Raw genomic sequence first — 25,274 nt, 5'->3', positions numbered from 1 at the left:
CATGATCATTCTCGGACTCGACGGTGCGACGTTTTCGCTGATCAAACCGTGGGTGGAGTCCGGACGGCTTCCGACCTTCGAGCGCCTGCTCGAGGAGAGCGTTCACGGCGAACTGGAGAGTACGGTCCCCGAGATCACGGTCCCCGCGTGGCCGGCGTTCGCGACGGGGCGGGACCCGCCGGACTTCGACATGTACGGGTTCACGCACTTCAACCGCGAAACGCGCGAGAACGACCTCAGTCACGACGAGTTCGTCCCCGGGAAGATGTGGGACATCGTCGACGATCAGGGCGGATCGTCGGTCGTGTTCAACATCCCGGGCTCCTATCCGTGGCAGGCCATTGACGGCACGATCATCGCGGCTGCTCCCGAGTACAAGGACGAGTACGCACATCCGCCGGAACGGTGGGACGAACTGACCGACCTCGTGGACGGATACAAACTCCGGAACGACGAACCGCCAGGATCGCGCGCCTACATCGATCTGAGTCTCGAGTTAGTCGACAAGCGGTTCGAGGCGTTCGAACACTTCATCCGAGACGAAAACCCCGATCTGGCGGTCGGTCTGATCCGAGCGACCGATCGCGTCGCACACCACTACTGGGGAGACGAAAACGTTCCGCCCGCCTCGCCGGACAACCCGGTGTTCGAGGTCTATCGCCGCGTCGACGAGCGGCTAGGAGAGTTCCTCGACGCTCACGAAGACGAGGACGTCGTCGTAATCAGCGATCACGGCTTCGAGAAGGTTCGCGCGAACTTCGCAGTCAACGTCGTCCTCGAGCGCGCCGGGTTCGTCTCACTGAGTGACTCCGGCGATGCGACCAAGGCAGCGCTTGGTTCGGTACGTGACATCGCCAGCGACGTACTTGCTCGAGCAGGACTGCTGACGGTCGCTCGAAAGCTGATCCCCGAAAGTGCGTTGACCGGTGTTCCGACGGGCGATAGCCTCGGGCTCGATAACGCCATCAGCACTGGTCGGATCGACTGGTCCGAGACGAGAGCACTGGCGGACGTTGGTCAGAAGACCGCGATGATTTACGTCCTTGAGAACGAGCCCGACGCGATTGCCCGGACCTGCGATGACATCGAAACCACGCTTCGAAACGCGATCGAACGCAACGGGCTCGAAGCTCGTTTCCACCGCCTCGATCGGGGCGGACCCCACACACCGGACCTCTGTCTGATCATCGAAACGCCAGGGATCCACGCCTCCTCGCGGTTCGACGTCGACGAGACACTGTTCGAGGTCGATACTAGCGGTCACGCTCGCGAGGGAATATTCCTCGCACGCGGTCCGTCGTTCCGCGACGGGAGCATCGAGGACGCGACGTTGACGGATATCGCACCGACGGTCTTGCACACGCTGGGCTATCGGTTGCCGACGTCGATAGCCAGCGATGTCCTTGATGTCTTCGCCGATAGCGCCGAGCCAGCCGAACGCGACCCCGAGTATTACGACTTTATCGGCGCGGAAGCAGTCACTGGTGGTGGCGTCTCGGGCGACGACGAGCGGGAAGACGAAGTAAAGGACCGACTACGGGAACTCGGCTATCTGGAGTAATCGGCTCTGTTTGCCTTCACGAAACGTGTCCGATTCGACACGAAGTCGCCCGAAGATCTGTCCACTTTCGGAACCGATCGCGTAATCGGCGACTGTTCCCCATTTCGTCTGTTTAGTATCGATTCCATCGGCGATTTCGTTAGTTGGTTCCGATTCTATCAGAATTTTTTATTTTCTGTTTCAGTTGAAAGTGACGAGTTACTTCCCACCGCGGGGAGCGGTATAAATCGCGGGCGGGTAGATGACAAGGCTTATTCTTGACTTGGGTCTGGTGCAACCTAATGAGTACGGATACCGAACACGTCGAGGAGTCCGAGACGTCACCCTCTCTCCTCGAGACGTGGTCTGACTGGTATCACATCCCCATACTCGGGGCTGTGATGCTGTTTATGTTCTGGGTACGGACCCAGGCGTACGACCAATTTGTCACCGACGATGGGAGTCCCGCCCTCGCGGGCGTCGACTCCTGGTACCAGTGGCGAACGATCGAATGGACGGCGGAGAACTACCCGAACACGATGCCCTACGAGGTGTGGTCCGGATTTCCGGAAGGGACCTACGTTGGCCAGTTCGGAACGTTGTTCGACCAGATAATCGTCACGGTCGCGATGATCGTCGGCCTCGGTGATCCGTCACCGGAGACCGTCTACGCCGTCGCGCTACTGATGATCCCGGCGATGGCCGCACTGGTCGCGATTCCCGTGTTTTACATGGGTCGTCGGCTCGGCGGCACGCTCGGCGGACTCATCTCCATCGCGATACTCGCACTCGCACCGGGGACGTTTCTCACCAGATCGACGGTCGGGCAACTCGATCACCACGTTGGTGAGGTGCTGTTCATGGCGATCGCCGTCGTCGCGATGATGGCCGCCCTTCGCTCGGGTGAACGGGGAAAGCCCGTCTACGAACTGATCGTCGATCGCGACTGGAACGCGCTCCGCGCACCGACGATCTACAGCGTCCTCGCGGGGGTCGCGATGATGCTGTATATCTGGGTGTGGCCGGCAGCGATCGTTCTCGTCGGCATCCTCGGCGTCTTCTTTGCGATTCAGCTCTGTCTGGACTACCTCCGTGGCGTTTCCCCGGATCACATCGCGTTCGTCGGCGCAATCAGTCTCGGCGTGACCGCGCTGACGACAATGCTACTGATCGAGCAATCCGGATTCAACGTCACGTCTTTCAGCTACCTACAACCCTTCACTGCCCTCCTCGTCGCCGCCGGCTGTGTCTTCATGGCCTGGCTGGCACGGGAGTGGAACAACCGCGACCTTGACCGTCGATACTATCCCGTCGCGATCGGCGGTATCGTTGCTGCGATTCTGCTCGTTATGTGGCTCACACTTCCCGGGCTATACAACACGCTAATCGGGAACCTCACGAGCCGACTGCTCCCACTGAATCCGGGTACGGGGACACTCACAATTGCGGAGGCCCAGCCACCGGACAACTTCAGGGACCACGTCCGCTCGGAGTTCGGCATGGCCTTCTACACGATGCTCGCGGGGCTCGCGCTCCTCGTCGCTCGGCCGTTCCGCGACCGCGAGTTCCGGGCCGAGTACACGCTGATTCTCGTCTGGTCGCTGTTCCTGATCAGTATGACGGCGACGCAGGTTCGCTTCACCTACTACCTCGTGCTCGCGGTCGCGGTCGTCAACGCCGTCTTCATCGCGGACGTGGTCGAGATCTTCAATCTCGACATCCGCGGCGGGATCGACGCCGTCCGTGGGATCGAGACCTATCAGGTGATCGTGCTCTTCCTCGTCGTCATCCTGCTGTTCGCGCCGTTGCTCCCGCCGATCGCCGCCGACGATTCGACCTCGTGGGAACAAGCCAATAGCACCGGCCCGTCCTACGACGCCACCATGGTCTGGGAGGGGTCGAACGAGTGGCTCGCCAACAACACGCCCGAGCCGGGCAACTGGGGCGAGCACGAGAACGCCGATCAGTTGGACTACTTCGGAACGTACCAAATCCCCGAGGACGGGGATTACGACTATCCCGAAGGCTCCTACGGCGTGATGTCGTGGTGGGACTACGGCCACCTGATAACGACGCAGGGCGAGCGGATCCCCCACGCGAACCCGTTCCAGCAGAACGCGCCGTCCGCCTCGGCGTTCCTGACCGCCGAGTCCGAGGAACGCGGCGAACTGGTCCTCGACACCATCGCCGCCGGCGAGAACCCGGCCGACCGGTCCAACGAGGAACTCGAGTCGATGGCCGAGAACGCCTCCCACGAGGAGATGCGGTACGTGATGATCGACTACGAGATGGCCGGCGGAAAGTTCTCCGCGATCACCGCGTGGTCCGGCCCGAACTACGAACACTACGTGACGCCGTCGGGCCACGAGGACGGGGAACCGGTGAACATCAACGACTACCAGAACGGGACCATCCCCTACTACGACACGATGCAGTCGCAGCTGTACTTCGACGACGCGGACGGCCTCGAGCACTATCGGACCGTCCACGAAAACACCGACGCCGGAACGGCGACGATCGTGGCCGCCGCGCAGGTGTTCGTCCCCGGCGCCATTCAGGGACAGGCCGCCCAGGAGCTGCAGCAACTGGGCTACCAGGAGGGCGACGTGATCTACTACCAGGACGGCGAGTTCGCGGCGCCGGGCGAGGGCCGCCCGTCGATACGGGTCCAGCAGATGGGATTCCAGCAGATCCAGCGCATCCAGCAGAACCCGACCCAGCAGCTCCTCGGCGCCCGGAGCGCCGCCGCGGTGAAGACGTTCGAGCGCGTCGAAGGCGCGACGCTCACCGGGACCGTCGACGACGAGGCCGGCGTGCTCGGAAACGACACGACGGCCGCCGTCGAGGTCGAACTCGAGACGAACGCCGGTCGGACGTTCAACTACACGCAGGAGACCGAAGTCGCAGACGACGGCTCGTTCGAACTGACCGTCCCGTACGCGACCAACGACGAACTCGGCGTCGAGGACGGCTACACGGACAGCGCCGTCGAGGCGACCGGCGAGTACAACGTGACCGTCGGCGAGCCGGGCGAGACCGGCTACGAAGCCCAAACGGCGGTCCCCGAGACCGCAGTAGTCGAAGGCGACACCGTCACCGTCGACGGGTTCGAGCAGACCGAACTCGAGGACTCCAACGAGTCGGCGGACGGGAACGAGACCGATGGCGGGAACGAAACCGACGGCGGTGACCAGACCGACGACGGCAACGAAACCGACACCGGTTCGGCGGACGGCAACCAGACCGACGGCGGCAACCAGACCGGTAACGAAACCGGTTCGGACGGCGCCGAGCCCGAAGACAACTAACGGCGACCGCAGGTCGCCGCCGGCGCGGTCGATTCTCGAGCCGAATCCGCTGTACTCGAGCCGGTTCGCTGCAGCGACCTCCGAAAGTGAGAACGCTTTTGCCCCCGTCCGAAATAGCTCCGGGTAATGCGGGAATTTCTCGCCGTGTATCTCAAGGGCTTCTCGATGGGGGCGGCCGACGTCGTCCCCGGCGTATCGGGCGGGACGATCGCGCTCATCGTCGGTATCTACGATCGACTGATCCGGGCGCTCACGGCCATCGATCCGCGGGCCTTTCGCCCGGTACTGCGTCCCCACGATCCCGAGGCCCGAGCGCGGCTGCGGACGGAGCTCGAGCGAATGGAGATCCCGTTCCTGATAGCCCTCGGCCTGGGCGTCGCGACGGCGATCGTGGTCCTCTCGGGGCTCATGCACGGGGCGGCGACGACGTATCCGGTCGCGACGTACGGCTTCTTCTTCGGGCTGATCGCCGCGTCGGCGATCGTCCTCTACGGCGAGATCGACCGGTGGACGGCCGGGCGCGTGGCCATCTCGGTCGGGGCGATCGCGCTCGCGTTCGTGGTCTCGGGGACGACCGCGGGAGACGTCCCGCACGGGCTTCCGATCGTCCTCCTCGCCGGAGCGATCGCCATCTGTGCGATGATCCTCCCCGGCGTCTCGGGCGCGTTCTTCCTCCTGATCCTCGGCCAGTACGAGTACATGACCGGGACGCTGAGCGGGTTCATCGAGGGGCTCATCGGCCTGCTCGACGGCGGTGCGCTGGCGCCCGTGATCGACTCTGCATCGGTCGTCGTCGTCTTCGGCGTCGGTGCCGTCGTCGGCCTGTTCACGATGGCTCACGCGGTCGGCTACGCCCTCGAGCACTACCGGGCCGCGACGCTTGCCATGCTGGTGAGTCTGATGGTGGGCGCGTTGCGACTGCCCGTCGAGCGCGTCTGGAGCAACCTCGGCGAGACGCCGCTCGGAACGCCCGGCGTCGCCGTCGCGATGGCGCTCGTCGGCGCCGGCGCCGTGTTGCTGGTCAACTGGTGCACCGACGATCTCGAGTACTGAGCGTCGGCGGGCGAACGCGACGAGAGAGTGAGTGAGTTTCGATACCAGATTTTTCGATCAGAACGGGAACGCGAACGGCGAACCGACAATCAGGACGGGGAGTCGGTTCCGTCTTCGTCTCCGCCGCGGGCTGCGTTTTCGCCGTCGTCGTCGGTTTCGTCGGTTTCGGCGGGAGTCGGTCCGAGCGCGCGGAACGCGATGGTCGGGAACCGCACCGCGACGCCGCTGGGTCGGCGGCCGCTCCCGGTCGCCGAGAGCGGGACGCGTTCGACGACGCCGCGGTCGGCGAGTTCGTAGAGGAATCGTTTGACCGTGCCGGCGGTCAGCGACGAGCGGTCGGCGATCTCGGTCGCGAGGTCGCGGATCGGGCGGTCGGCGGCGTCGATCGAGACGAGATCGAGTAACACGCGCTGGCGGGTCTCCGACAGGGAGAGCACCCGATCGAGGTGGACGCTGTCGTCGGGAACGTCGTCTCGAGCCCGCTCGAGGTGCGCCGGGGCGATCCGATCGCTCCCGTCCCGGCTCGCGAGGACGGCGGCGCCGAACAGGGCCGCGAGCGCGTCGTGGGCGTTCCCGTCGGCCCACGCCGCCAGCTCGCGGACGGACTCGTGGGCGATCGCGCCGGCCGCCAGCCCCGTCGACGCGCGGTCGGAGAGCACCTCGACGAGTTCGTGATCGCGGTAGGCCGGAACGGAGACCGTCGGGCGATCGGCCGCCAGCTCGTCGGGGGTCTCCCGGCCGACGGCGACGGTCGAGACGCCGTCGGCGATCGGCTCGAGCAACTCGCGGACGCGCCCGTAGGTGAGCGTCTCGGGCTCGTCGTGGTGATCGATCGCGACGACCGCGTGGCGGTCCGGACGGCCGAGTTGCTCCCGGAGCCGCTCGCGGAGGTCGTCGGTTCCGACGCCGCTCTCGGGGACGGACTCCCCCGAGAGCACTGAGAGGACGGTCCGGTAGAAGGCGAACGCGCTCTCGACGCGGCGGCCGTCGACGTAGACGAACCACGTCGAGGGACCGGTTCGCCCGGCTCGGGTCGTCGTACCGATCGATCGACTCGATTCGCCGAGTCGCTCGTTTAACGCGTCGAAGACGGCGGTGACGATCGCTGACGTGCCCGCTCCCGACGGGCCGACCACGGCGACCGGCGGCGGCAACTCGCCGTCGAACACCGGCTCGAGCGCGTCGAGAAGCCGTTCGAGGACGGGACCGCGACCGACCGGATCCGCGGGGTGGACCACCGGACTGAGGTAGTCGCGGTCGACGAGGATCTCTCGGTCCTGTCGCGCCGACCGCCGCCGGGCGATGCGCTCCTGCAGGTCCATCTACCCCGCCTCCCGGCGCCCGTCCGCGTCGTCGGTCCCGACCAGCGCCGCCTCGAGGACCTCGAGCGTGTGTTTGATCTCGTAGCCGGTGCCGTGTTCCATCTGCATCGAGCAGGTCGGACACTCCGTCAGCCCGGTCTCGGCGGGCGCGTCGTCCATGTGCTCGAACATCTCCTCGCCGATCTTCATCGACGTCTCGTAGTTCTCCTCCTTCCAGCCGTAGGTGCCGGAGATCCCCGAACAGGAGTCGCCGACGTCGTGGGCCTCGATGCCGTCGATCAGTTCCATCAGTTCGATCGTCTGTCCGTCGAGTCCCTGGTTACGTGAATGACACGGTGCGTGATAGGCGAACTCCTCACCGTCGACGCTGGTCTCTTCGAGTTCGCCCTCGAGGTCCTCGTGAACCCGGAGATATTCGACGGCGTCCCAGGTGTTCGCGGCCACCGTTTCGGTGTCCTCGAAATCGAACAGTTCGGGATACTCCTGGCGCAGCGACATCGAACAGGAACTGCAGGAGGCGACGATATCGGCGCCCTCCTCGAGCGCGGCCGCGAGTTCGCGGACGTTGGTCTCGGCGGCCCGACGTGCGTCCTCGAGCATGCCGTTGGCGAACATCGGCGTCCCCGAGCAGGACTGGTCGGGGACCATGATCTCGTAGCCGAGGTGCTCGTAGACGCGGACGAGCGCCTTCGCGACTTCGGGCGTGTTGTAGTTCGAGTAGCAGCCGTGGAAGTAGGCGATCCGCTTGTCGGGGTTCTCGACCTTCGCACCGCCGCGCTTCGTCCACCACTCGCGGAACGTCTCGGTCGCGAACTCGGGGAACTCTCGCTCGCTCGTGATCCCCAGGACCTTCTCGCCCATCCACTTCGTGACGGACAGCCCCATCACGAAGTTCGCCGTGCGGGGAAACGCCGCCGCGAGCGGCGCGAGTCGGCGGTAGTTCGCGAGGATCCGGTTGCGGATATACTCTCGAGAGAGTTTGTCCATGTTCTCCTCGACGTACTCCCCGCGAGCCGTGTTGTGCATCTGCGAGAGGGGCACCTCGGAGGGACAGGCGCTGTCACAGCGCATGCAGTTCGAACACTTCATCACCGAGTCGTCGACGTCGTGGTCGTCCTGCCGTTTCAGCCGCCACTGCTCGGGGCCCTGGAACTTCGGCCCGGGGAACTCGTCGTCGACCTCGGCGACGGGACAGTTGGTGTCGCAGGTCGAGCACTTGTAGCAGTTGTCCGCGCCGGGCCGGAGGTCCATCTCCTCGGCCTCGGGGAACACCTGAACGGGTTCGAACTCCTCCTCTTCTGCGCCCGGTACGTGATCGTCGGTCGGTTGCTCTGCGTCGCTCATTGGAATACTCGTCGTGTCTCGAAACTCGCTCTCGAGTCGTTCGGCCGGTCGCTGGCTCTCGAATCGGTCGGCCTGTAGTTCTCGCTCGAGTCGCCCATCGCTATTCACCCTCCTCGGCGGCCCGCGTCCCGGCGACGTAGCCCGTCGCGAGCGAGACGCCGGCGCCGGACTTCTCGGCCGCGAAGTCGTAGCCGCCGAGCACCGCGCCCGCGGCCCGCAGGTTCGCGAACTCCGGGTCGTCGCGGGCGTCGAGCGGGCGGAGGTCGCGGTCGGGCGCGAGGCCGAACCGCGCGAAGGGGTGGTCGCCGAAGGCGTCGTCGACGAACCAGTCGTAGCGGTCCTCGGCGTGGGGGACGTGGCAGTCGAAGATCGGTTCGAAGACCCGTTCGCGCTCGGAACGGACGCCCTTGCCGACCAGTCCGCCCGTCGCGAGGACGTACTGGTCCGCGCGGTGGGGAACCTCGGTGCCGTTGCGGTCGACGACGACGCGGTCGATGCGGTCATCGCCGCTGCCGCCGTCGGCCGCCACCGCGTCCGCCTCGGCGGTCTCGAAATCGATCACCGGGACGCCCGACGTGACGCGGACGCCTCTCTCCTCGAGCGCCCCGTACAGCAGGTCCTCGAGTCGCATGCCGGGCAGACTCGGCGGTCCCATCGGGACCTCGAAGACGTCGACGCCGAGCGCGTCCGCGAGGTCGGCCCGCACCGCGTCGGCGCGTTCGTCGCCCAGAATCGCGGGGAAACCGACGCGGGATTCGCCCTCGAGGCGTTCGCTGATCGTCGTCGCGAGCGCCTCGCGCGCGCCGGTCTCGCCGGCGCCCGTCGCCACGGACTCGTCGTGATCGAGCAGGTGGGCGTAGCGGGTCACCTTCGCGTCGTCCCGAACGATGCCGGGGAACGGGACGGTGACGCCGCGGGCCGAAAACGGCGCGCCCGCGGCCTCGAGGTGGGCCGCGGCCAGCGGCGCCTCGAAATCGGGCAGCGTCTCGAAGCCGACCAGCAGCGCGTCTCGGTCGTCGCTGGCCAGTCCGTCGGCCGCCGCGACGGGATAGCGCGCGGTCGGCTTGACGGTGCCGCCGTGGGTCGGGACCAGTGCGTTCGCGTCGGTGTGGTCGCCCGCGTAGGCGTCGCCCACCGTCTCGTCGAAGAAGGCCAACGCCTCGCGGACCGCCTCGCTGCCGACCCGCTCGTAGGGATGGCCCTGAGGGAGGTCCTCGAGCGCGTCGAAGGGGTCGACGAGCGGCCCCTCCTCGGGCGCGCCGGGCGCGTAGCCGAGGATATCGATCAGCCCGCTGGCGTGGCGCAGCGTGCTCTGTTTGTACGTCACCAGCCGCACGCGGGCGTCGGGCGCGGCGTCCGCGGCCGCGAGCGCCGCCGTCGCGCCCGCGAGACCGCCGCCGATGACGAGGACGTCGTCCTCGATGGCCATTTCAGGCCCCTCCGTCGAAATCGGCGAAGTCGATCGCCGTCGGCTCGTTCGCCGGATCGCGGTCCCGGTTCATCGTCGTCGCGTGCAGGGCGTAGTTGAGCATCGCCTGCGAGAGCTGTTCGCCCCACAGCGCGTGGCGCTGGCCCTTCCAGCGCTCCTGAAAGAGTTCGTCGAGCGACGCGCGAACCGTGGCCTCGTCGTACTCGGGGTGGAGCTCGTTGGCCATATTTTGGCAGCAGAAGCCGCCCTGGCAGTTGCCCATCGAGGCGCGCGTCCGGATGCGGACCGCGTTCAGGTCCGATCCCGACTGGTCGATCGCGTCGCGGATCTCCGCGCGCGTCACGCCCTCGCACTGGCAGATCACGGGATTTGCCGCGTCGGTCTCGAGGACCTCGCTCGCGCGGCTCCCCAGGCGCTGTTTGCTCCGGCGCGCGACCGGCGATCGGAGGCCGAAATCGTCCATGCCGGCCTCGAGCGTCGCGATATCTTCGCTCCCGGGGAGGGGTTCCTCCGCGGTCGCACACGAGGCGCGGACGCCCAGTTTCTCGCAGACGTGATCGGAGATCTCCTCGGCCATCGCGCGGTACGTCGTGAACTTGCCTCCGACGATGCTCGAGATGCCCGAGACGCCGTCGCGCTCGGCGTGATCGAGCAGGAAGAAGTCCCGCGTGATGTCCGTCGGATCCTGCGTGCCGGTTCCCGGCGGCTCGTACAGCGGGCGCACGCCCCAGAAGGAACGGATCGTCCGCGCCTCCTCGAGGATCGGGACGAGTTCCGAGAGGGTGTCGATCATCCCATCGACCTCCCACTGATCCTCCGGGAAGTCGTCCGGATCGGCGACCTCCTCGTCGGTCGTCCCGAGGATGGCCGTCGTCTCGTGGGGGACGACGATGTCGGCGTCGCCCTTCGGCCGACAGCGGTTGATCACGGTGTCGACCTGCCGGACGTTCATGATGGTCATGACGCCCTTGGAGGGACGGACCTCGATCTCGAGGTCGGCCATCGCGCCGATCTGGCCCGCCCACGCGCCGGTCGCGTTGACGACGTACTCGGCGGTGATCTCCTCGGTGGTGCCGGCCGCGTCGTGGATCCGCTTGCCGGGACCCGACTCGTGGCGCACCTCGACGCCGTAGACGTCGTCACCGTCGCGCAAGAGGTCCACCACCTCGGCGTGCGTCTCGATCCGCGCGCCGTGGGTCTCGGCGTCGAGCGCGTTCGCGACGCAGAGTCGGAACGGGTCGACCGCGCCGTCGGGGACCTCGATCGCCCGTTTGACGTCTTCCGCGAGGTAGGGTTCGACCTCGCGGGCCTCCCGTCCCGAGAGGACGCGCGCGGGGATCCCGCAGTCGCGACAGCCCTCGAGTTTCTCGCGGAAGTAGTCGTCCGAGTCCTCGGGGCGCTGGACGAACAGACCGCCGGTCTCCTCGACGCAGTGGCCGGCGATCTCTCGGAGGATCTCGTTTTCCTCGATACACTCCGTCGCGCTGGCTCGGTCGGAGACGGCGTAGCGGCCGCCGCTGTGGAGGAGTCCGTGCATGCGGCCGGTCGTGCCGTCGGTCAGATTGCCTCGCTCGACGAGGGTCACCTCGAGGCCGCGCATCGCCAGATCCCGCGCGATACCACAGCCCGTCGACCCGCCCCCGAGAACGAGGACCTCGGTGTCTGTTGCCATCCCTTCGTTCGTCCCTCTCCCTCCCGGACCTTTATTTTATCGACGATAGCCGAACGCCCGTAACGAGATCGCAGTTACGGGCTCAGCGGACGGATCGTTCGAGATCGCACGAGTATCAGTATCGGAGGATTACCGCGTGAAACGGCCGAAACAACCGCTTATTTCGGATAGCACGCTGGGTAATGACATCCTAATTACTATACTATACTTGGGAGTTCGACAAATTTTATAATGATAGTAGGTATTGTTTACCAGTATCGTGCGATCGTCGGTAAAGACATCGCGCGGAGCAACGAGGGAGATCACCAGTGACAGAATCAACGTACGTCGGTGCAGTAGATCAGGGAACGACCGGGACGCGCTTTATCGTGTTCGATCACGGCGGCCAGGTCGTCGCGAACGCCTATGAAACGCACGAACAGATCTATCCGGAACCCGGCTGGGTCGAGCACGACCCGATGGAGATCTGGGAGAACACGAAATCCGTTATCACGCAGGCGCTGGGCCAGGCGGGGATCAGCCCCGACCAGCTCGAGGCCATCGGCGTGACCAACCAGCGCGAGACGACGCTGCTGTGGGACGCCGACTCCGGCCGGCCGGTCCACAACGCTATCGTCTGGCAGGACCGCCGGACGACCGACCGCGTCGAGCGACTCGAGGCGGCAGAGAAGGTCGAAACGATCCGCGAGAAGACCGGCCTCGAGGCCGACGCCTACTTCTCGGCGACGAAGGCCGAGTGGCTGCTCGACAACGCCGATCCGATCAAACTCGAGCGCTCGCGTCCGGAAGACATCCGCGACCGCGCGGAGAAGGGCGAGGTCCTGTTCGGCACCATCGACACGTGGCTGATCTACAACCTCACGGGCGAGCACATCACCGAGGTCACTAACGCCTCGCGGACGATGCTGTACAATATCCACGACCTCGAGTGGGACGACGACCTCCTCGAGGAGTTCGACGTTCCGAAGGAGATGCTCCCGGAGGTTCGCCCGTCCAGCGACGACGCGACGTACGGATCGACGGATCCGGACGGGTTCCTCGAGGCCGAGATTCCGGTCGCGGGCGCGCTGGGCGACCAGCAGGCCGCGCTGTTCGGCCAGACCTGTTTCGACGCCGGCGACGCGAAGAACACCTACGGCACGGGCTCCTTTTTCCTGATGAACACCGGCAGCGAGGCCGTCGAGAGCGACCACGGCCTGCTGACGACGATCGGCTTCCAGAAGTCGGGCGAGGACGTCCAGTACGCCCTCGAGGGCTCGATCTTCATCACCGGCGCGGCGATCGAGTGGCTCGAGGACCTCTCGCTGATCGACGACCCCGCGGAGACGGCCGAACTCGCCCGCAGCGTCGACTCGACGGACGGCGTCTACGTCGTCCCCGCCTTCACCGGGCTGGGCGCGCCCCACTGGGACCAGCGCGCTCGCGGCACCATCGTCGGGATGACCCGGGGCACCCGGAGAGAACACATCGTCCGGGCGACCCTCGAGTCGATCGCCTACCAGACCCGCGACGTCGCCGAGGCGATGGAGGCCGACTCGGGCATCGAGATGACCTCGCTGAAGGTCGACGGCGGCGCGGTCAAGAACAACTACCTCTGTCAGCTCCAGTCCGATATCATCGGCTCGGAGATCGTCCGCCCGGTCGTCGACGAGACGACGGCGCTGGGCTCGGCCTACGCCGCGGGACTGGCCGTCGACTACTGGGACGACGTCGACAGCCTGCGGGACAACTGGCAGATCGACCGCGAGTTCGAACCCGAGATGGACCCCGATCGAGCCGACAAACGGTACGCGCGCTGGACGGAAGCAGTCGACCGATCGCGCGACTGGGCGCGGGACGGTGAGGAGTGATCCATGATCGGGACGATACTCCAGGTTCCGATCGTCGGCATGGAGTTCGAAGCGTTCGCCGTTCTGCTCATCGCCGCGCTCGCCGGCGGTGCGTTCGGCGCCGCGCTCGGCGCGCTCCCGTCGTTCGTCTTCACCGGCTTCGTCGTCTTCCTCGGCGAGGGGCTCGCGATCCTCGAGGGGGAACTCGGAGCCGTCGACGCCATCGGAGCCGGTAACATCGCGACCGGGATCACGGATACGATCGGCTTCGGCGCGGTCACCGGTCCCCACATCGCCTTCGCCGGCGGCGTCGCCGCGACCGCCTACGCCGGCCGGAAGTACCCCGAGATGGAGCCCGCCGACTGGGACTATCACTTCGGGAAGGACATCTCCTACGCGTTCGGGACCAAACCCGACATCCTCGCGGTCGGCGCGGTCTTCGGCGCGCTCGGGATGCTCATCACCCAGGTGATGAGCGGGATCGGCTTCCCGACGGACAACATCGCGCTCTCGGTCGTGGCGACGGCCTTCATCGCGCGACTCGCGTTCGACTACCCGCTGGTCGGCCGAGTCGGCGGCTCGAGCGTCCTCGACATGTCGCCGTTCGAGCGCGAGGAGACGCGCGCGGTCGCCGACGGCGGAGTCGAGACCGATCGGCTGGCGACCGAGCCGTGGCTGCCCCACCAGTACGAGTGGTCCGGCGTGGCCGCCATCGGCGTCGTCGGCGGGATCCTCGGCGGCTTCATCTGGCTCGAGACCGGTAGCATCTTCCTCGGCTACGCGATCTCGGCGATGAGCCTGCTGTTCCTCAACCTCGGCGTCGAAAAGATTCCCGTGACCCACCACATCACGCTGTTGGGATCGACGGGTGCAGTGATCGCCGCGTCGGCCGTCGGGAGCGATCCCGTCGTGTTGCTCGTGGCCGGCGCGTTCGGCGCGATCAGCGCCCTCATCGGCGAACTGTCCCAGCGCGTGTTCTACTCGCACTCCGGGACGCACGTCGACCCGCCGGCGATGGCCATCGCCGCGTTCATGCTCGTGCTCGGCGTGCTCTATCTGGCCGGACTCCTCCCGAACGCGGGCTATCTCGAACTCTGAGGAATTCTGACTTCGACTGCGGTCCGTCTCTCCAACCCTCTGTTGACGATACGAGGGTCAACCCAACGGTTTCACTAGGTGGTGTATTTTCACTAGATGACTTTATCGTGGTGCTTGCTGGCGTATCACACGGTGTTCGTCAATGACACAGGAATGGACCATCACGGGAGACTACGTTGAAGCCTGCAACTGCGATGTCGCATGCCAGTGTGTATGGATGGAATCACCGGACGATGACGTCTGTACCGTCTCACTGGCGTGGCATATCGAGGAGGGAAGGTACGGCGATATCGACCTGAGCGGGGTAGACGTCGGCATGCTCATTTCGACCGATGAGGGAGTCATGTTCGCCCCCGAGACGGAGTGGGATATCGTATTGCTCATCGACGAGACGGCCGACGACGATCAGCGCGAGGCCCTCGAGGACATCTACTCCGGCCGCGCCGGTGGGATCTGGGCGCCCGTCGCTGACACACACGTCCGATCCGCCGACGTCGCGACCGTTCCGATCAGCTTCTCGCGGGACGGATCGGACTTCTCCGTCGAGATCGGGGACGCCGTCGAAATGGACGCGAGCGGCGCGGTCGGGTTCAACGAGGAAGTCGGGACGATCTCACCTCACCCGCTGACGGAGAGTACGGAGGTACAGACCGGGAAGTCAACCACGGCTACGGTCTCCTACGATGACCAGTTCACGTGGGACGTCTCCGGAAACAACGCCTACCTCGGCGACTTCGAATTGGCGAACTCCTGAGTGCGGGAGGACAGCGATAGAGTCGATCGATCATGGGGACACATGATTCAATCCGGGATCGAATCACCCATCGGCGCATTCCGATCGTCGCGCTCATTACCTACGTAATCGCGCTGTTCGCGTGGGCAGCAGTCATCGGTCGCTGGCTCCCGATGCCTGGCGGACAGAGGGGGATGCAAATGCACGTGTCTGACCCGGGAGCGCCGGAGGCGATGGCGCTCTCGAACGGGGTGACCGGTATCGGCCTGTACCTGTTCATGTGGGGAGTGATGATGATCGCGATGATGTACCCGTCGTCGGTCCCGCTCTTCCGGCTGTACGCCGAGACGCTCGAGGGGACGACGGCCGCGGGGAAAGCAGTGCGGGTCGGGGCGTTTCTCGGAACGTACGCGCTCGTGTGGACGCTGACGGGAATCGTCCCGCTCGTCGTCAACGCGGTGGTGCCGGTCGCTACCCTCGCGAACGCCCATGGCGGGCTCCTGATGGGCGGGTCGTTGCTCCTCTTATCGGGGTACCAGCTCTCGCCGTACAAACACCGGTGTCTGCGGTACTGCCGGTCGCCGCTCGGGTTTCTCCTGAGTCATCACCGACCGGGAGTGGGCGGTGCCGTTCGGATGAGCTGGCAGTTCAGCGTCTTCTGCGTCGGGTGCTGCTGGGCGCTGTTCGCGTTCATGGTGATCGTGGGCTCGATGAACATCGTCTGGATGGCACTCATCGCGGTCGTGCTCTCGCTCGAACGAACGGTCGCGTGGGGGGAGCAACTGGCACGTGCGGTCGGGGTTCTCGCCGGCATCGCCGGGGGTACCGTCATCGTGATCGCACTGGTATAGGGCGGGCGTTCGGATGATACCGGGCGACCGGAAGGCGTCACTGACCGATCTCTCGGTCTCGAGTACGCCCGAACCGACTCCTTTAGGCCGCCCGACCCTCGAGTGACGGCCATGACGGACGATCCGCCGCTGGTGCTGGACATCGACGGGACGCTCACCCGCCCGGAGGGGTGGGGCATCGATCCGCGCGTGTTCGACCCCCTCCGGGACTGGGAGGCGCCCGTCGTGATCGCCACCGGGAAGGCATTCCCCTACCCCGTCGCCCTCTGTCACTTCGTCGGCATCCCCGAGCTCGTCGTCGCCGAGAACGGCGGCGTCGTCTACACCGGTGACGACGTCTTCTTCACGGCCGACCGCGCGGCCGCCCAGGCGGTCGCCGAGGAGTACCGCGCCGCCGGCTACGACCTCGGCTGGGGGCCGGAGAACACCGTCAACCGGTGGCGCGAGACCGAGATCGCCGTGAACCTCGACCAACCCATCGAGCCGCTGCGCGAGATCGCCGCCGAGCACGGCCTCGAGGTGATCGACACCGGCTACGCCTACCACGTCAAGGACGCCGCACCGAACAAGGGCGACGGCCTCGAGACGATCGCCGAACACGTCGATATCGACCTCTCTGAGGCCGTCGCAGTTGGCGACTCGATCAACGACGTCTCGACGTTCGAGGCCGTCGGTCGGAGCTTCGCCGTCGCCAACGCCGACGAGACGGCGAAAGCGGCGGCCGACGAAGTGCTTGACGAGGTGCACGCGGACGGGACGCTGGCGGTTCTCGAGCGCGTTCGCGGTTCGGTCGATTAACTCGTCCCGGTGGTTCGACTCGGTGACCGAACCGGCTGTGGGAGACGTGGTATCCCTTGGTTCATTGAATACGGCACTACCACGACTCCACGCTGGCAACGGTGAGTGCCACATCCTCCCCAGCCGATTCGCTCGCACGGTTCTGACCGTGGCTCCTTGTACAGTCGCCACGGTCCAGCGCGCACCACCGCAGAGAGATCCCTCGAGCGGAGCGCGTACACCGAACGACGGACTCGAGCGCAGCCAAGCAGGCCCCACTCAGAACGCTTTTCTTGCGTCCGCCGAACCCTTACGTATGGTAGTCGACACCCTCGTCGCCGTTATCGGCGTGGTGGGGACCGTCGGGCTCTTCGTCTGGACCTACCGGGACGCCACGGACCACGGGGTCTCGAGACCCCTGCTGTGGGCCGCCTTCTCGGGGGGCGCCGTCGCAGTCGGCGCGGGGCTGTACCTGTTCGCGTCCGTCCCGACGACTGGAACCATCATGACCGCCAACACGGGGCTGGTCCTGTACGGCTTCGAACGCGAAGTGACCCTCGAGGACGACGACCCGGCCGAACCCGGCGAGTTGCCACACAAGTAGCGAGCGCGCGTCGCTCGAGGCCCTGCAGAGTGCGGCCCCGAGATTCCCGGTTCGATTCGTTCCACCGCCGCATAGTCGGCGCGTGCGACACCACACGCCTTTTGTCCGGTCCCGTCCAAGCGAGGGCAATATGAGCGACTCCGCCGACACCGGCGTCGAGGGCGGGACCGACGCCGACCGAGAGAACGACACGGAGGACGGCGGTGCGATGCAGGTCTCGAGCCCGGACTACCACAGCGAGAACCACACGGCCGCCCAGACCTGCGGCTGGACGGCCAACGCCATCCGGGGCGAGGGGAAGTGTTACAAGTACATCTTCTACGGGATCGAGTCCCACCGCTGCATCCAGATGACGCCGGTCGTCCGGTGTAACGAGCGCTGCGTCTTCTGCTGGCGCGACCACCAGGGCCACTCCTACGAGATGGACGACGTGGAGTGGGACGACCCCGAGGCGGTCGTCGACGCCTCGATCGACCTCCAGAAGAAACTGCTCTCGGGCTTCGGCGGCAACGACGAGGTCCCCCGTGAGGTCTTCGATCAGGCGATGGAACCGCGCCACGTCGCCATCTCGCTCGACGGCGAACCGACGCTCTACCCCTATCTGCCGGAACTCATCGAGGCCTTCCACGACCGCGATATCACCACCTTCCTCGTCTCCAACGGCACCCGACCCGAGATGCTTCGGAAGTGCGATCCGACGCAACTGTACGTCAGCGTCGACGCCCCCGAGCGCCACACCTTCGATCAGGTCGTCGGCGCCATGGAGGACGACGCCTGGGACCGCCTGCTCGAGACGATGGACGTCCTCGCTGAAAAGGACGAGACCCGCACGGTGCTCCGGACGACGCTCGTCGACGGCGAGAACATGCACCACCCCGACTGGTACGCCGGCTTCTACCAGCAGGCCGATCCGGACTTCATCGAACTGAAGGCGTACATGCACGTCGGCCACTCGCAGGGCCGACTCGACCGCTCGGCGATGCCCGACCACGAGGACGTCATGGCGTTCGCAGACGAGGTCAAGGAGTACATGCCCGCGTTCACCGAGTCTCGAGGGGTGCCGGAGTCCCGCGTCGCGCTCCTCGCGAAGCAGAAGGACACCTGGGTCCCGAAACTCAAGAAGGGCAGCGAGTTCTGGGAGCGCGATCCGGTCGTCGGCGACTGAGCGCGTCGGCGGTCGCTCGAGTCGACGAAACCGACGAGCTGACGCTCCCTCGAGTCGACGAGCCCGGCGGACAGGCGACCGCTCGAGTCGACAACCCAGATACGCACCTCAGTCGCTGTGCATCGGTTTCGCCCGCCGCACGTCCCGCTCCAGTCGCTCGGCGTACTCGAGCCGGATCCCTCGCGCTTCGGCCGGATCGATCCGCCCCCGACCGGCGAGTTCGTGCGTGATCGGCTCGTAGGCGTCGACGTCGAATCCCATCCGCTCGAGGTACGACCGGACGGCGTCGGACTCGAGCCCGTCGCGGATCGCGGCGTGGACGTACTCGAGGACGGCGTCGAACTCCGGGAGGGTGATCGTCTCGCTCGTGACGCGGCCGTCTCTCCCGTCGATACGCACGTCGGTGTCCTCGAGATCGCCGACGAGGTCGGCCAGCCGATTCGCCAGCCTGACGATCTGACTCGGGAGCGCGGTGTCCGGCGAGCGCCACTCGACGGTGGAAAACGACGAGCGAAGCTGGACCGGCGTCCAGACCGCGCTCTCGAGGTCGAAGTTCGACTCGAGGGTCCGTCGCGAGACGCCCGCGTCGGTCGCTACCGTCACGAACTCCTCGTACCGGCGCTCGAGCCGCCGAGTCCACTCCCCGCGGTCCGAGACGTACCGCCACAGCCAGCCCTGATGGGGGACGTCGTCGTAGGCCAGCCAGCGGTAGCACTTCGACCGGGCGCCGGCCGCCATCGGGTGCCCGCGGTAGTACGGCGACGAGTTGACCAGCGCCAGCGCGGGATCGAGCGCGACGAGGGCGTTCAGCTGATCGATCTCGCGTCCGGGCTGCTGTTCGACGTGGACGTGGGTCCCTGCACAGTGGCGCACGTACTCGAAGTCCTCGCCGACGACGGTGTTCTGGATCCGCGTCCGGTCGCTGGGGAGTTCGCGGATCTCGTCGGCGGCCACCGGCGTCCCCAGCGGAACGAGCTTCTTCTCGAGCTCGTCGGCCCGCTCGAGGACGGTGCCGATCCGGTCGAACAGTTCCGCGCGCAGTTCGGTCGCCGTTTCGCAGGGCGTGGTCTTGATCTCGAGCACCGGCTCGACGAACTCCCGTTCGGCGCCCGGCGACGCCGCGACGAGCTCGCCGGGGTCAGTCAGCCGCCCCTCGTCGTCGGTCACCCAGTACTCGACCTCGATGCTTCGGCGTCGCGGTTCAGCGTGGTCTACGGACACGGTTGACTCGGTGGGACGTCGGGACACGGCTGCTGCGCAGTGTCTCGGTTCCGGCGGTCAGATATCGGTGGTAACATATCACACGAAAATATCTACCAAACATCTACAAGAGCGTTTCGTCCATGGAGACATTAGCCGCTACGGACAGTCCCAGATACCGCCCCGAGAGTCGATCCGGAAAGACGATCGAGACGCGTTCGGCGGTCGGTTCGCCGGACGAGGGCACCGCGTCGAACGACAACGCGACCGCGCTCGTCTGCCTCGAGACCGAGTCGCGCGCCTGAACGGCTTCCGGACGACGGACCCGGAGCGCGTGACGGCGATCGAGGCGGTCATCGCTCGGGAATCGTCGGGAACGGACGAACCGCTATAGCTCGAGGCGAGAACTGCGGACGACGCCCTTGACCGTGATGCGGAGCTTTCGGCTGATCGCCGTCAGCGTGACGCCGTAGACGACCGCACCCAGCCCGATGATCGCCAGGAGATGGTACCACTGCTCGACGGCGACGGCGCGTTCCGCGGGGACGATCACGGCGAGCATCACGAGTCCGGCCGCGAACTGTTCCGCGAGCGTTCGCGGGAACAGAACGACTTCCGAGAGCTCCCGCTTGATGATGATCGCGGAGAGGCAGTAGCGGAGCGTCTCGGCGATGGCCGTCGCGACGACGACGCCGATCGCGCCGTAGACGAGCGTCAGCGCGACGCCGAGAACGATATTGATCCCCAGCGTCACGGCCGAGATCCGCGTGTTGACGTCGGGTCGATCGATCCCGTAGATCACGCTCGAGAGCACGCCGGCCTGGGTCTTCGCGATCTGGTACGCCGCGAGTCCGACGAGCAGCAACGCGGCCTCGGCGTAGTCGGGACCGAAGAACGTCACGACGAGTCGCTCGGGCATCGCCACGGCCCCGAAGAACATCGGGATCGCGATGATGCTCGTGAACGCGAGCGTGTTCGAGACGTCGTCTCCGAGTTCCTCTCCCTCGCTGTGACGGCGGCTCACCCGAGCCATCAGGCCGCTCGAGGCGGCCATCGTCACGAACGTCGCCGGGACCGTGAGTTTGAACGCGACCTCGTAGTGGCCCGCGGCGGCGGGCGCCAGCAGGTAGCCCAGCAGGATGATGTCGAACCGATCGTAGGCCTGCCCGAGAAACGAGTTCGGAATGCTGTACTTGGCGTACGACCAGACGTTCGTGACCGTCTCCCGTGACGGAGCGACTGGCCGCGCCTGAACGTAGTACGCGAGGATCGGCACCGTCAGGAACGTCGCGCCGGCCAGTCCGTAGGCCATACCGGCGGCGCCGAGCCCGAGCAGGATCAACCCCAGCTGGAGCGGGAAGGTGAGCAGCGACCGAAGCGTGTCGGTCCACATCGAGGCCCCGACGCGGCCTCGCGCCTGCACCATCAGGTCGAGCGGTTCGAAGAGCGTGACGGCGAACAGCAGGACGACGAACAGCACCGGCGCCTCCGGGAGGCCCGTGTAGGAGACGAGCCAGCGGGACGTGACGAGCGCGACTCCGACGGCCAGCCCCATCCAGACCAGCGTGAACAGCGCCTGGCTGCCGACCAGTTCGCCCGTCGGGGAATCTGCTTCCGAGAACCGCTTTTTGACCGCCGTTCCCCACCCGTTGACCGCCCGATCGGCGATCTTCACCAGCGAGAAGAGGAGGTAGTAGCCGCCGAACCCGGTCGGACCGAGCACCCGCGCGAAGACGATCGTCCCGAGGAACCCGATCGCGGCCATCGTGAACTTCGCGGCCGTCGCCTTGACGGTCTCGCCGCCGAGGCTGACCGAGGTCGCGTCGCTCATGGTTCGCGCGACCTCCGGCGTGGCGGCCGCGTGCGTCGAAGTACCCGGATCGATCTCGTCGGCCGCTGACGGCGCTCGACCGCCGCCGTCGATCGACTCGAGCCCACTGTCACAGATACCCCAGCTCCTCGAGCTGGGATTCCAGACCGTCCATATCCGCTTCGGAGAGCCCCTCGCGGCGCTCGAGGTCGGCGACCAGTCGCTCGAGTTCCGACTCGAGGGTCGCCGGATCGCAGTCGCCGATCAGCTCGGTCCCGGACAGCCCCTCGAAGTAGTAACAGTCGGCCGTCGCGACGCCGTGGCGTTCGCGATCGACGGACCCGACGTCGTAGCCGTCCTCCTCGAGCGCGAGCGCGCGCCGCTTCGAGATCCCGTGGAACTCGAGTAGCGCGTTCGACCGCGGCTCCGTCGCGCTCGGCTCGCTCGAGAGCAGCGGGCGGAACGACTCGCCGCGACGGTGGGCCGATTCGATACCGGCGAGGTCGAGCACCGTCGCGTAGACGTCCAGCAGGTTCACGAGGGCGTCCCGCGTCGGTCGCTCCGCGCCGTCCGCGTCGGGGGTTCGGTCGTCGGCGTTCGGGCCGGGCGCGGAGACGACGAGCGGGACCTTCGTCACGGGGGGATGGAGGCCGCCGCCGTGCTGCCACGCGCCGTACTCCCCGAGCGCCTCGCCGTGGTCGGCGACCGTCACGACGTAGTCGAACTCCGCCGCGAGTTCGGCGTAGATGTCGCGGTAGATGTCCGAGAGGTACCGCACAGCGTCGTCGTACGCGGTCCTGATCCGGTCCGGTTCGGCCGAGGGCTCCCCGAGCGTGGCCTTCACGCTGTCGAAATGGGGTGACTCTTCGTCCGGGTAGGTCCGGTACTCGTCGGGCGGGTCGTACGGCAGGTGGGCCTCCATGAGGTTCGCGAAGAGGAACTCGCCGTCCCGGTCCCACGATTCCTCCCGGACGTACTCCAGGAACTCCGCCGCGCCGTCGTCGGGGTGGCGTCTCTCGAGCCCCATGTCCCGGAGCTTCATCAGGGCCCCCTGTTTCAGCGACTGGGTCGTATCGCAGTCGCCCTCGACGCAGCGCCAGAGCGCCCGGAGGTACCGTTCGGGACCGTCGGACCGGTGTTCGGCGATGAACTCGTCCCAGTCGAAGACGTCCTCGCCGAGGCCGCTGAGCCGCCAGCCGCCGTCGAACTCGTCGAAGCCGTGGTGCCAGCCCAGCTGCTCCGAGATGTTGACGTTGCAGCTGAACGCCCGCGTCCGATAGCCGCGGTCCCGGAGCAGTTCGGGGAGGCGAGTGGTGTCCCGATCGAAGTCCTGGGACTTGATCGTCACGCCGGCCTCGCTCGCGTAGCGGCCGGTGAACAGCGAGGCGTGGGCCGGGGCCGTCCAGTGGCTCGTGCTCCACGCGTTCGTGAACTGCACGCCCGGCAACCAGTCGAAGTGCTCGTCGAACGAATCCGCTCGAAGGGTATCGAGCACGACGAGGGCGATGGATGGCTCGTCTCCCATGGTCGCGTGTCCGCTCATCCTACCAGTCCCCCTCCAAAGAACCTATCCCCGGCAATGGAATCGCCCGCGGGGTCGCTAGTCGCCGTCGCTCTCCGGGCAGCGGGACGGTCACGCTCACGGTCACAGGACCGTCGTGACCCCTTCCTCGAGGGCCTCGACCTGCGCGTCTTTCTCCCGCTCGAGTTCGTCCATATCGAACCGGACCGGCTCGCTCGTGACGTCGCCGTCGATCGGAACCCGATCGAAGAGGTTCGCCCGCGGCGTGTCGAAGTAGAACTGCGCCCGGTTGCCGTAGGTCAGGGCGGGGAGGCAGGCGTGGATCCGGTCCGAGCGCACCACGTCCGCGTTGGCGTAGAGGAAGAGGTAGTCGGTCACCATGTCGGAGACGAAGACGTTCTCCTGCTCGAACAGGGGCGTCTCGAGGCCGAGCAGTTCCCGCGCCCGCTCGCCGACCGGGAAGTGGTACGGTTCGTCGAAGGGCGCGTGATCGGGCCTGATGATCGTCGACGACGCGCCGTCGATATCGGGCTCTTCGCCCTTGTCGAACGCGTGGACGTCGAACTCTCGGTTCGCCTCGGGCGGTTGGTGAGCGTCGCCCAGGAACAGCGAGCAGTCGATGCCGTCGTAGCAGTACTCGACGAGGTCGTCGTACTCCTCGTAGGCGGTTCGATCCCGGGTGAGCAGGACCTCGATGTCGAGCGCGTCGAAGACGGCCTCGACGTCTTTCCGTTCGGCTTCGTCGTACTCCTCGCCGCCCCCACCGATGATGACGATCGGAATGTCCCGCTCCCTGAGTCGAGTGAGCGTGTCGAAGTACTTTCGGAACGTCGGCCGGGAGAGCACGCAGCCCGGGAGGACGGCCAGATCGGCGTCGATCAGTTCGCTGACGTTCACCGCGTTCCGCCGGATCGAGTGCGTCGGCGACTCGTAGTCCGACCCTCCGTACCCGGTCATCCGTTCGAACTTTCGCGTGCCCCGCCACAGCGCCGCGGTGTCCGCCGCGTGGTTCGGATAGCCGCCCGTCTCGACGATCTCCGCGTCGGGGAACGCCCGCTCGAGCATCGCCTTCGCCCCGTAGTCGATGAATCCGTTCCCGATGTTCGTCGTCCACGTCCGCAGAAGCAGGATTCTCATTGCGCTCGTCTCCACCGGAACGGGGCATAATTATGGGGCAATTACGGTCAGACAACAGTCCGATTCGGCGCCGAATGGCGGATTGGAGATACCGATCTCGAGTCGAGTTGCGTCGAGCGGAACGATCTATGAGCGATTTCGTACGGTAATCCGCTGCTGACAGCTCCGTACCGGACCACACAACGAGTGTCTGTCAGTCTCTCTGAGACGGGACGCGAATACCAAGCCTTAATCGTGGCCAGCAGAGAGTACGTGATAGCGGGATGGGATAGCCAGGAGATTCCGGCGGGCTCATAACCCGCAGATCGGTAGTTCAAATCTACCTCCCGCTACTTTTCAGGGGTTCAACGAGGAACGACGAGCGTAGTCGTTCGAAACAGCTTCGCTGTTTCGTGATGACGAAAGACGCGTAGCGTCTTTCGAACCACGAGGAGTGAGTCCTGAATCGCTGAAAAGACGACGAGTAGATTTGAACCAGACGGCACCCGAGCGTAGCGAGGGTGACGGCGTGGTTCATAGCGAGGGTGACGGCGTAGTTCAAATCGTCAAATTGCGCTCACCTTCTTCTGACTGTCCGAAATTCCGGACTCGAGGTCGTAACTCTCTGAAATCGGGCGTCAAAGGGATGGAGGCAAGCATCCCATCTGCAAACGGGTGGCGGCTGCTACGCAGACGTGGAAAGCGGACAGCGAAGCGGTACCGTAGAAATGCGACGAGTCGCAGCCTGCTATCGTGGCGGCAGGGAATAGCCACACCCTCCCCAGCCGATTCGCTCACTTCGTTCGCTCATCCCTCGCACAGTGTGTCGACCGCCCTCGCTAGCACTCGGTCGGTCGACAGCGCGCGCCACCGCATATCGGTCGGTCAGCCGGAACGACAC

General features: G+C 66.0%; 19 protein-coding genes and 1 tRNA gene. 12 read left to right on the top strand and 8 right to left on the bottom strand.

Annotated features, from left to right (window positions below; genetic code table 11):
* Nucleotide 1: 1 nt before the first annotated feature.
* The 3 genes from WD430_RS11615 to WD430_RS11605 all read left to right on the top strand — a co-directional run bounded on the left by WD430_RS11615 (nt 2) and on the right by WD430_RS11605 (nt 5,901).
* On the top strand, nt 2–1,561 hold the full coding sequence (locus WD430_RS11615; protein WP_339102611.1) for an alkaline phosphatase family protein: 1,560 nt from the start codon (nt 2–4) through the stop codon (nt 1,559–1,561).
* 281 nt (nt 1,562–1,842) lie between these two features.
* Entirely contained in the window at nt 1,843–4,848 is a 3,006-nt protein-coding gene (locus WD430_RS11610) for an oligosaccharyl transferase, archaeosortase A system-associated (RefSeq protein WP_339102610.1), read from the top strand.
* A 126-nt stretch (nt 4,849–4,974) separates the two neighbouring features.
* Nucleotides 4,975–5,901 (top strand): DUF368 domain-containing protein, encoded by a 927-nt coding sequence (locus tag WD430_RS11605; protein ID WP_339102609.1) that lies wholly within the window; start codon nt 4,975–4,977, stop codon nt 5,899–5,901.
* 89 nt (nt 5,902–5,990) lie between these two features.
* Here WD430_RS11605 and WD430_RS11600 read toward each other — a convergent pair whose 3' ends face one another.
* From WD430_RS11600 to glpA, 4 genes are all read right to left on the bottom strand, one after another.
* Nucleotides 5,991–7,223: an AAA family ATPase gene (locus WD430_RS11600; RefSeq protein WP_339102608.1), complete on the bottom strand. Its 1,233-nt coding sequence runs from the start codon at nt 7,221–7,223 to the stop codon at nt 5,991–5,993.
* Nucleotides 7,224–8,567 carry an anaerobic glycerol-3-phosphate dehydrogenase subunit C gene (locus WD430_RS11595; RefSeq protein ID WP_339102607.1) on the bottom strand — a complete coding sequence of 448 codons (1,344 nt, stop codon included), beginning with the start codon at nt 8,565–8,567 and terminating at the stop codon, nt 7,224–7,226.
* A gap of 100 nt (nt 8,568–8,667) precedes the next feature.
* On the bottom strand, nt 8,668–9,996 hold the full coding sequence (gene glpB, locus WD430_RS11590; RefSeq protein WP_339102606.1) for a glycerol-3-phosphate dehydrogenase subunit GlpB: 1,329 nt from the start codon (nt 9,994–9,996) through the stop codon (nt 8,668–8,670).
* A 1-nt stretch (nt 9,997) separates the two neighbouring features.
* Nucleotides 9,998–11,668, bottom strand: a complete 1,671-nt coding sequence (gene glpA / locus WD430_RS11585) for an anaerobic glycerol-3-phosphate dehydrogenase subunit GlpA (RefSeq protein ID WP_339102605.1) — start codon at nt 11,666–11,668, stop codon at nt 9,998–10,000.
* Nucleotides 11,669–11,976: 308 nt separating this feature from the next.
* Between glpA and glpK the strand changes: the two genes are divergently transcribed.
* The 7 genes from glpK to twy1 all read left to right on the top strand — a co-directional run bounded on the left by glpK (nt 11,977) and on the right by twy1 (nt 18,725).
* Nucleotides 11,977–13,518 carry a glycerol kinase GlpK gene (gene glpK, locus WD430_RS11580; protein WP_339102604.1) on the top strand — a complete coding sequence of 514 codons (1,542 nt, stop codon included), beginning with the start codon at nt 11,977–11,979 and terminating at the stop codon, nt 13,516–13,518.
* A gap of 3 nt (nt 13,519–13,521) precedes the next feature.
* Nucleotides 13,522–14,595, top strand: a complete 1,074-nt coding sequence (locus tag WD430_RS11575; protein WP_339102603.1) for a hypothetical protein — start codon at nt 13,522–13,524, stop codon at nt 14,593–14,595.
* Between the two features lie 142 nt (nt 14,596–14,737).
* Nucleotides 14,738–15,349, top strand: coding sequence for a DUF1326 domain-containing protein (locus WD430_RS11570; RefSeq protein WP_339102602.1), 612 nt, complete (start codon nt 14,738–14,740; stop codon nt 15,347–15,349).
* Nucleotides 15,350–15,381: 32 nt separating this feature from the next.
* Nucleotides 15,382–16,179: a DUF2182 domain-containing protein gene (locus WD430_RS11565; protein WP_339102601.1), complete on the top strand. Its 798-nt coding sequence runs from the start codon at nt 15,382–15,384 to the stop codon at nt 16,177–16,179.
* Between the two features lie 111 nt (nt 16,180–16,290).
* Complete coding sequence (locus WD430_RS11560) at nt 16,291–16,977, top strand: HAD-IIB family hydrolase (protein WP_339102600.1); 687 nt, start codon at nt 16,291–16,293, stop codon at nt 16,975–16,977.
* Nucleotides 16,978–17,272: 295 nt separating this feature from the next.
* Nucleotides 17,273–17,560, top strand: a complete 288-nt coding sequence (locus tag WD430_RS11555; protein WP_339102599.1) for a hypothetical protein — start codon at nt 17,273–17,275, stop codon at nt 17,558–17,560.
* Between the two features lie 130 nt (nt 17,561–17,690).
* Nucleotides 17,691–18,725 carry a 4-demethylwyosine synthase TYW1 gene (gene twy1 / locus WD430_RS11550; protein ID WP_339102598.1) on the top strand — a complete coding sequence of 345 codons (1,035 nt, stop codon included), beginning with the start codon at nt 17,691–17,693 and terminating at the stop codon, nt 18,723–18,725.
* Nucleotides 18,726–18,833: 108 nt separating this feature from the next.
* Here twy1 and WD430_RS11545 read toward each other — a convergent pair whose 3' ends face one another.
* Entirely contained in the window at nt 18,834–19,946 is a 1,113-nt protein-coding gene (locus WD430_RS11545; protein ID WP_339102597.1) for a glutamate-cysteine ligase family protein, read from the bottom strand.
* Between the two features lie 122 nt (nt 19,947–20,068).
* Here WD430_RS11545 and WD430_RS11540 point away from each other — a divergent pair, with 122 nt between their 5' ends.
* A complete protein-coding gene (locus tag WD430_RS11540; RefSeq protein WP_339102596.1) occupies nt 20,069–20,230 on the top strand; it encodes a hypothetical protein in 162 nt (53 codons plus the stop codon).
* A gap of 83 nt (nt 20,231–20,313) precedes the next feature.
* Here WD430_RS11540 and WD430_RS11535 read toward each other — a convergent pair whose 3' ends face one another.
* The 3 genes from WD430_RS11535 to WD430_RS11525 form a co-directional block, all read right to left on the bottom strand.
* Complete coding sequence (locus WD430_RS11535; RefSeq protein ID WP_339102595.1) at nt 20,314–21,756, bottom strand: oligosaccharide flippase family protein; 1,443 nt, start codon at nt 21,754–21,756, stop codon at nt 20,314–20,316.
* A gap of 109 nt (nt 21,757–21,865) precedes the next feature.
* Nucleotides 21,866–23,278 carry a sulfatase-like hydrolase/transferase gene (locus WD430_RS11530; protein WP_339102594.1) on the bottom strand — a complete coding sequence of 471 codons (1,413 nt, stop codon included), beginning with the start codon at nt 23,276–23,278 and terminating at the stop codon, nt 21,866–21,868.
* A gap of 102 nt (nt 23,279–23,380) precedes the next feature.
* Nucleotides 23,381–24,394 carry a polysaccharide pyruvyl transferase family protein gene (locus WD430_RS11525; RefSeq protein WP_339102593.1) on the bottom strand — a complete coding sequence of 338 codons (1,014 nt, stop codon included), beginning with the start codon at nt 24,392–24,394 and terminating at the stop codon, nt 23,381–23,383.
* A 257-nt stretch (nt 24,395–24,651) separates the two neighbouring features.
* On the opposite strand from WD430_RS11525, the gene WD430_RS11520 reads away from it, so the two are divergent.
* Nucleotides 24,652–24,726 (top strand) — tRNA-Met (locus WD430_RS11520).
* The last annotated feature ends 548 nt before the right edge of the window (nt 24,727–25,274 follow it).

It is taken from the genome of Haloterrigena sp. KLK7, assembly GCF_037914945.1.
Taxonomy (GTDB): domain Archaea; phylum Halobacteriota; class Halobacteria; order Halobacteriales; family Natrialbaceae; genus Haloterrigena; species Haloterrigena salinisoli.
The sequence above is the reverse complement of the archived record's forward strand: the minus strand, read 5'-3'. Positions and strand labels throughout refer to the sequence as shown.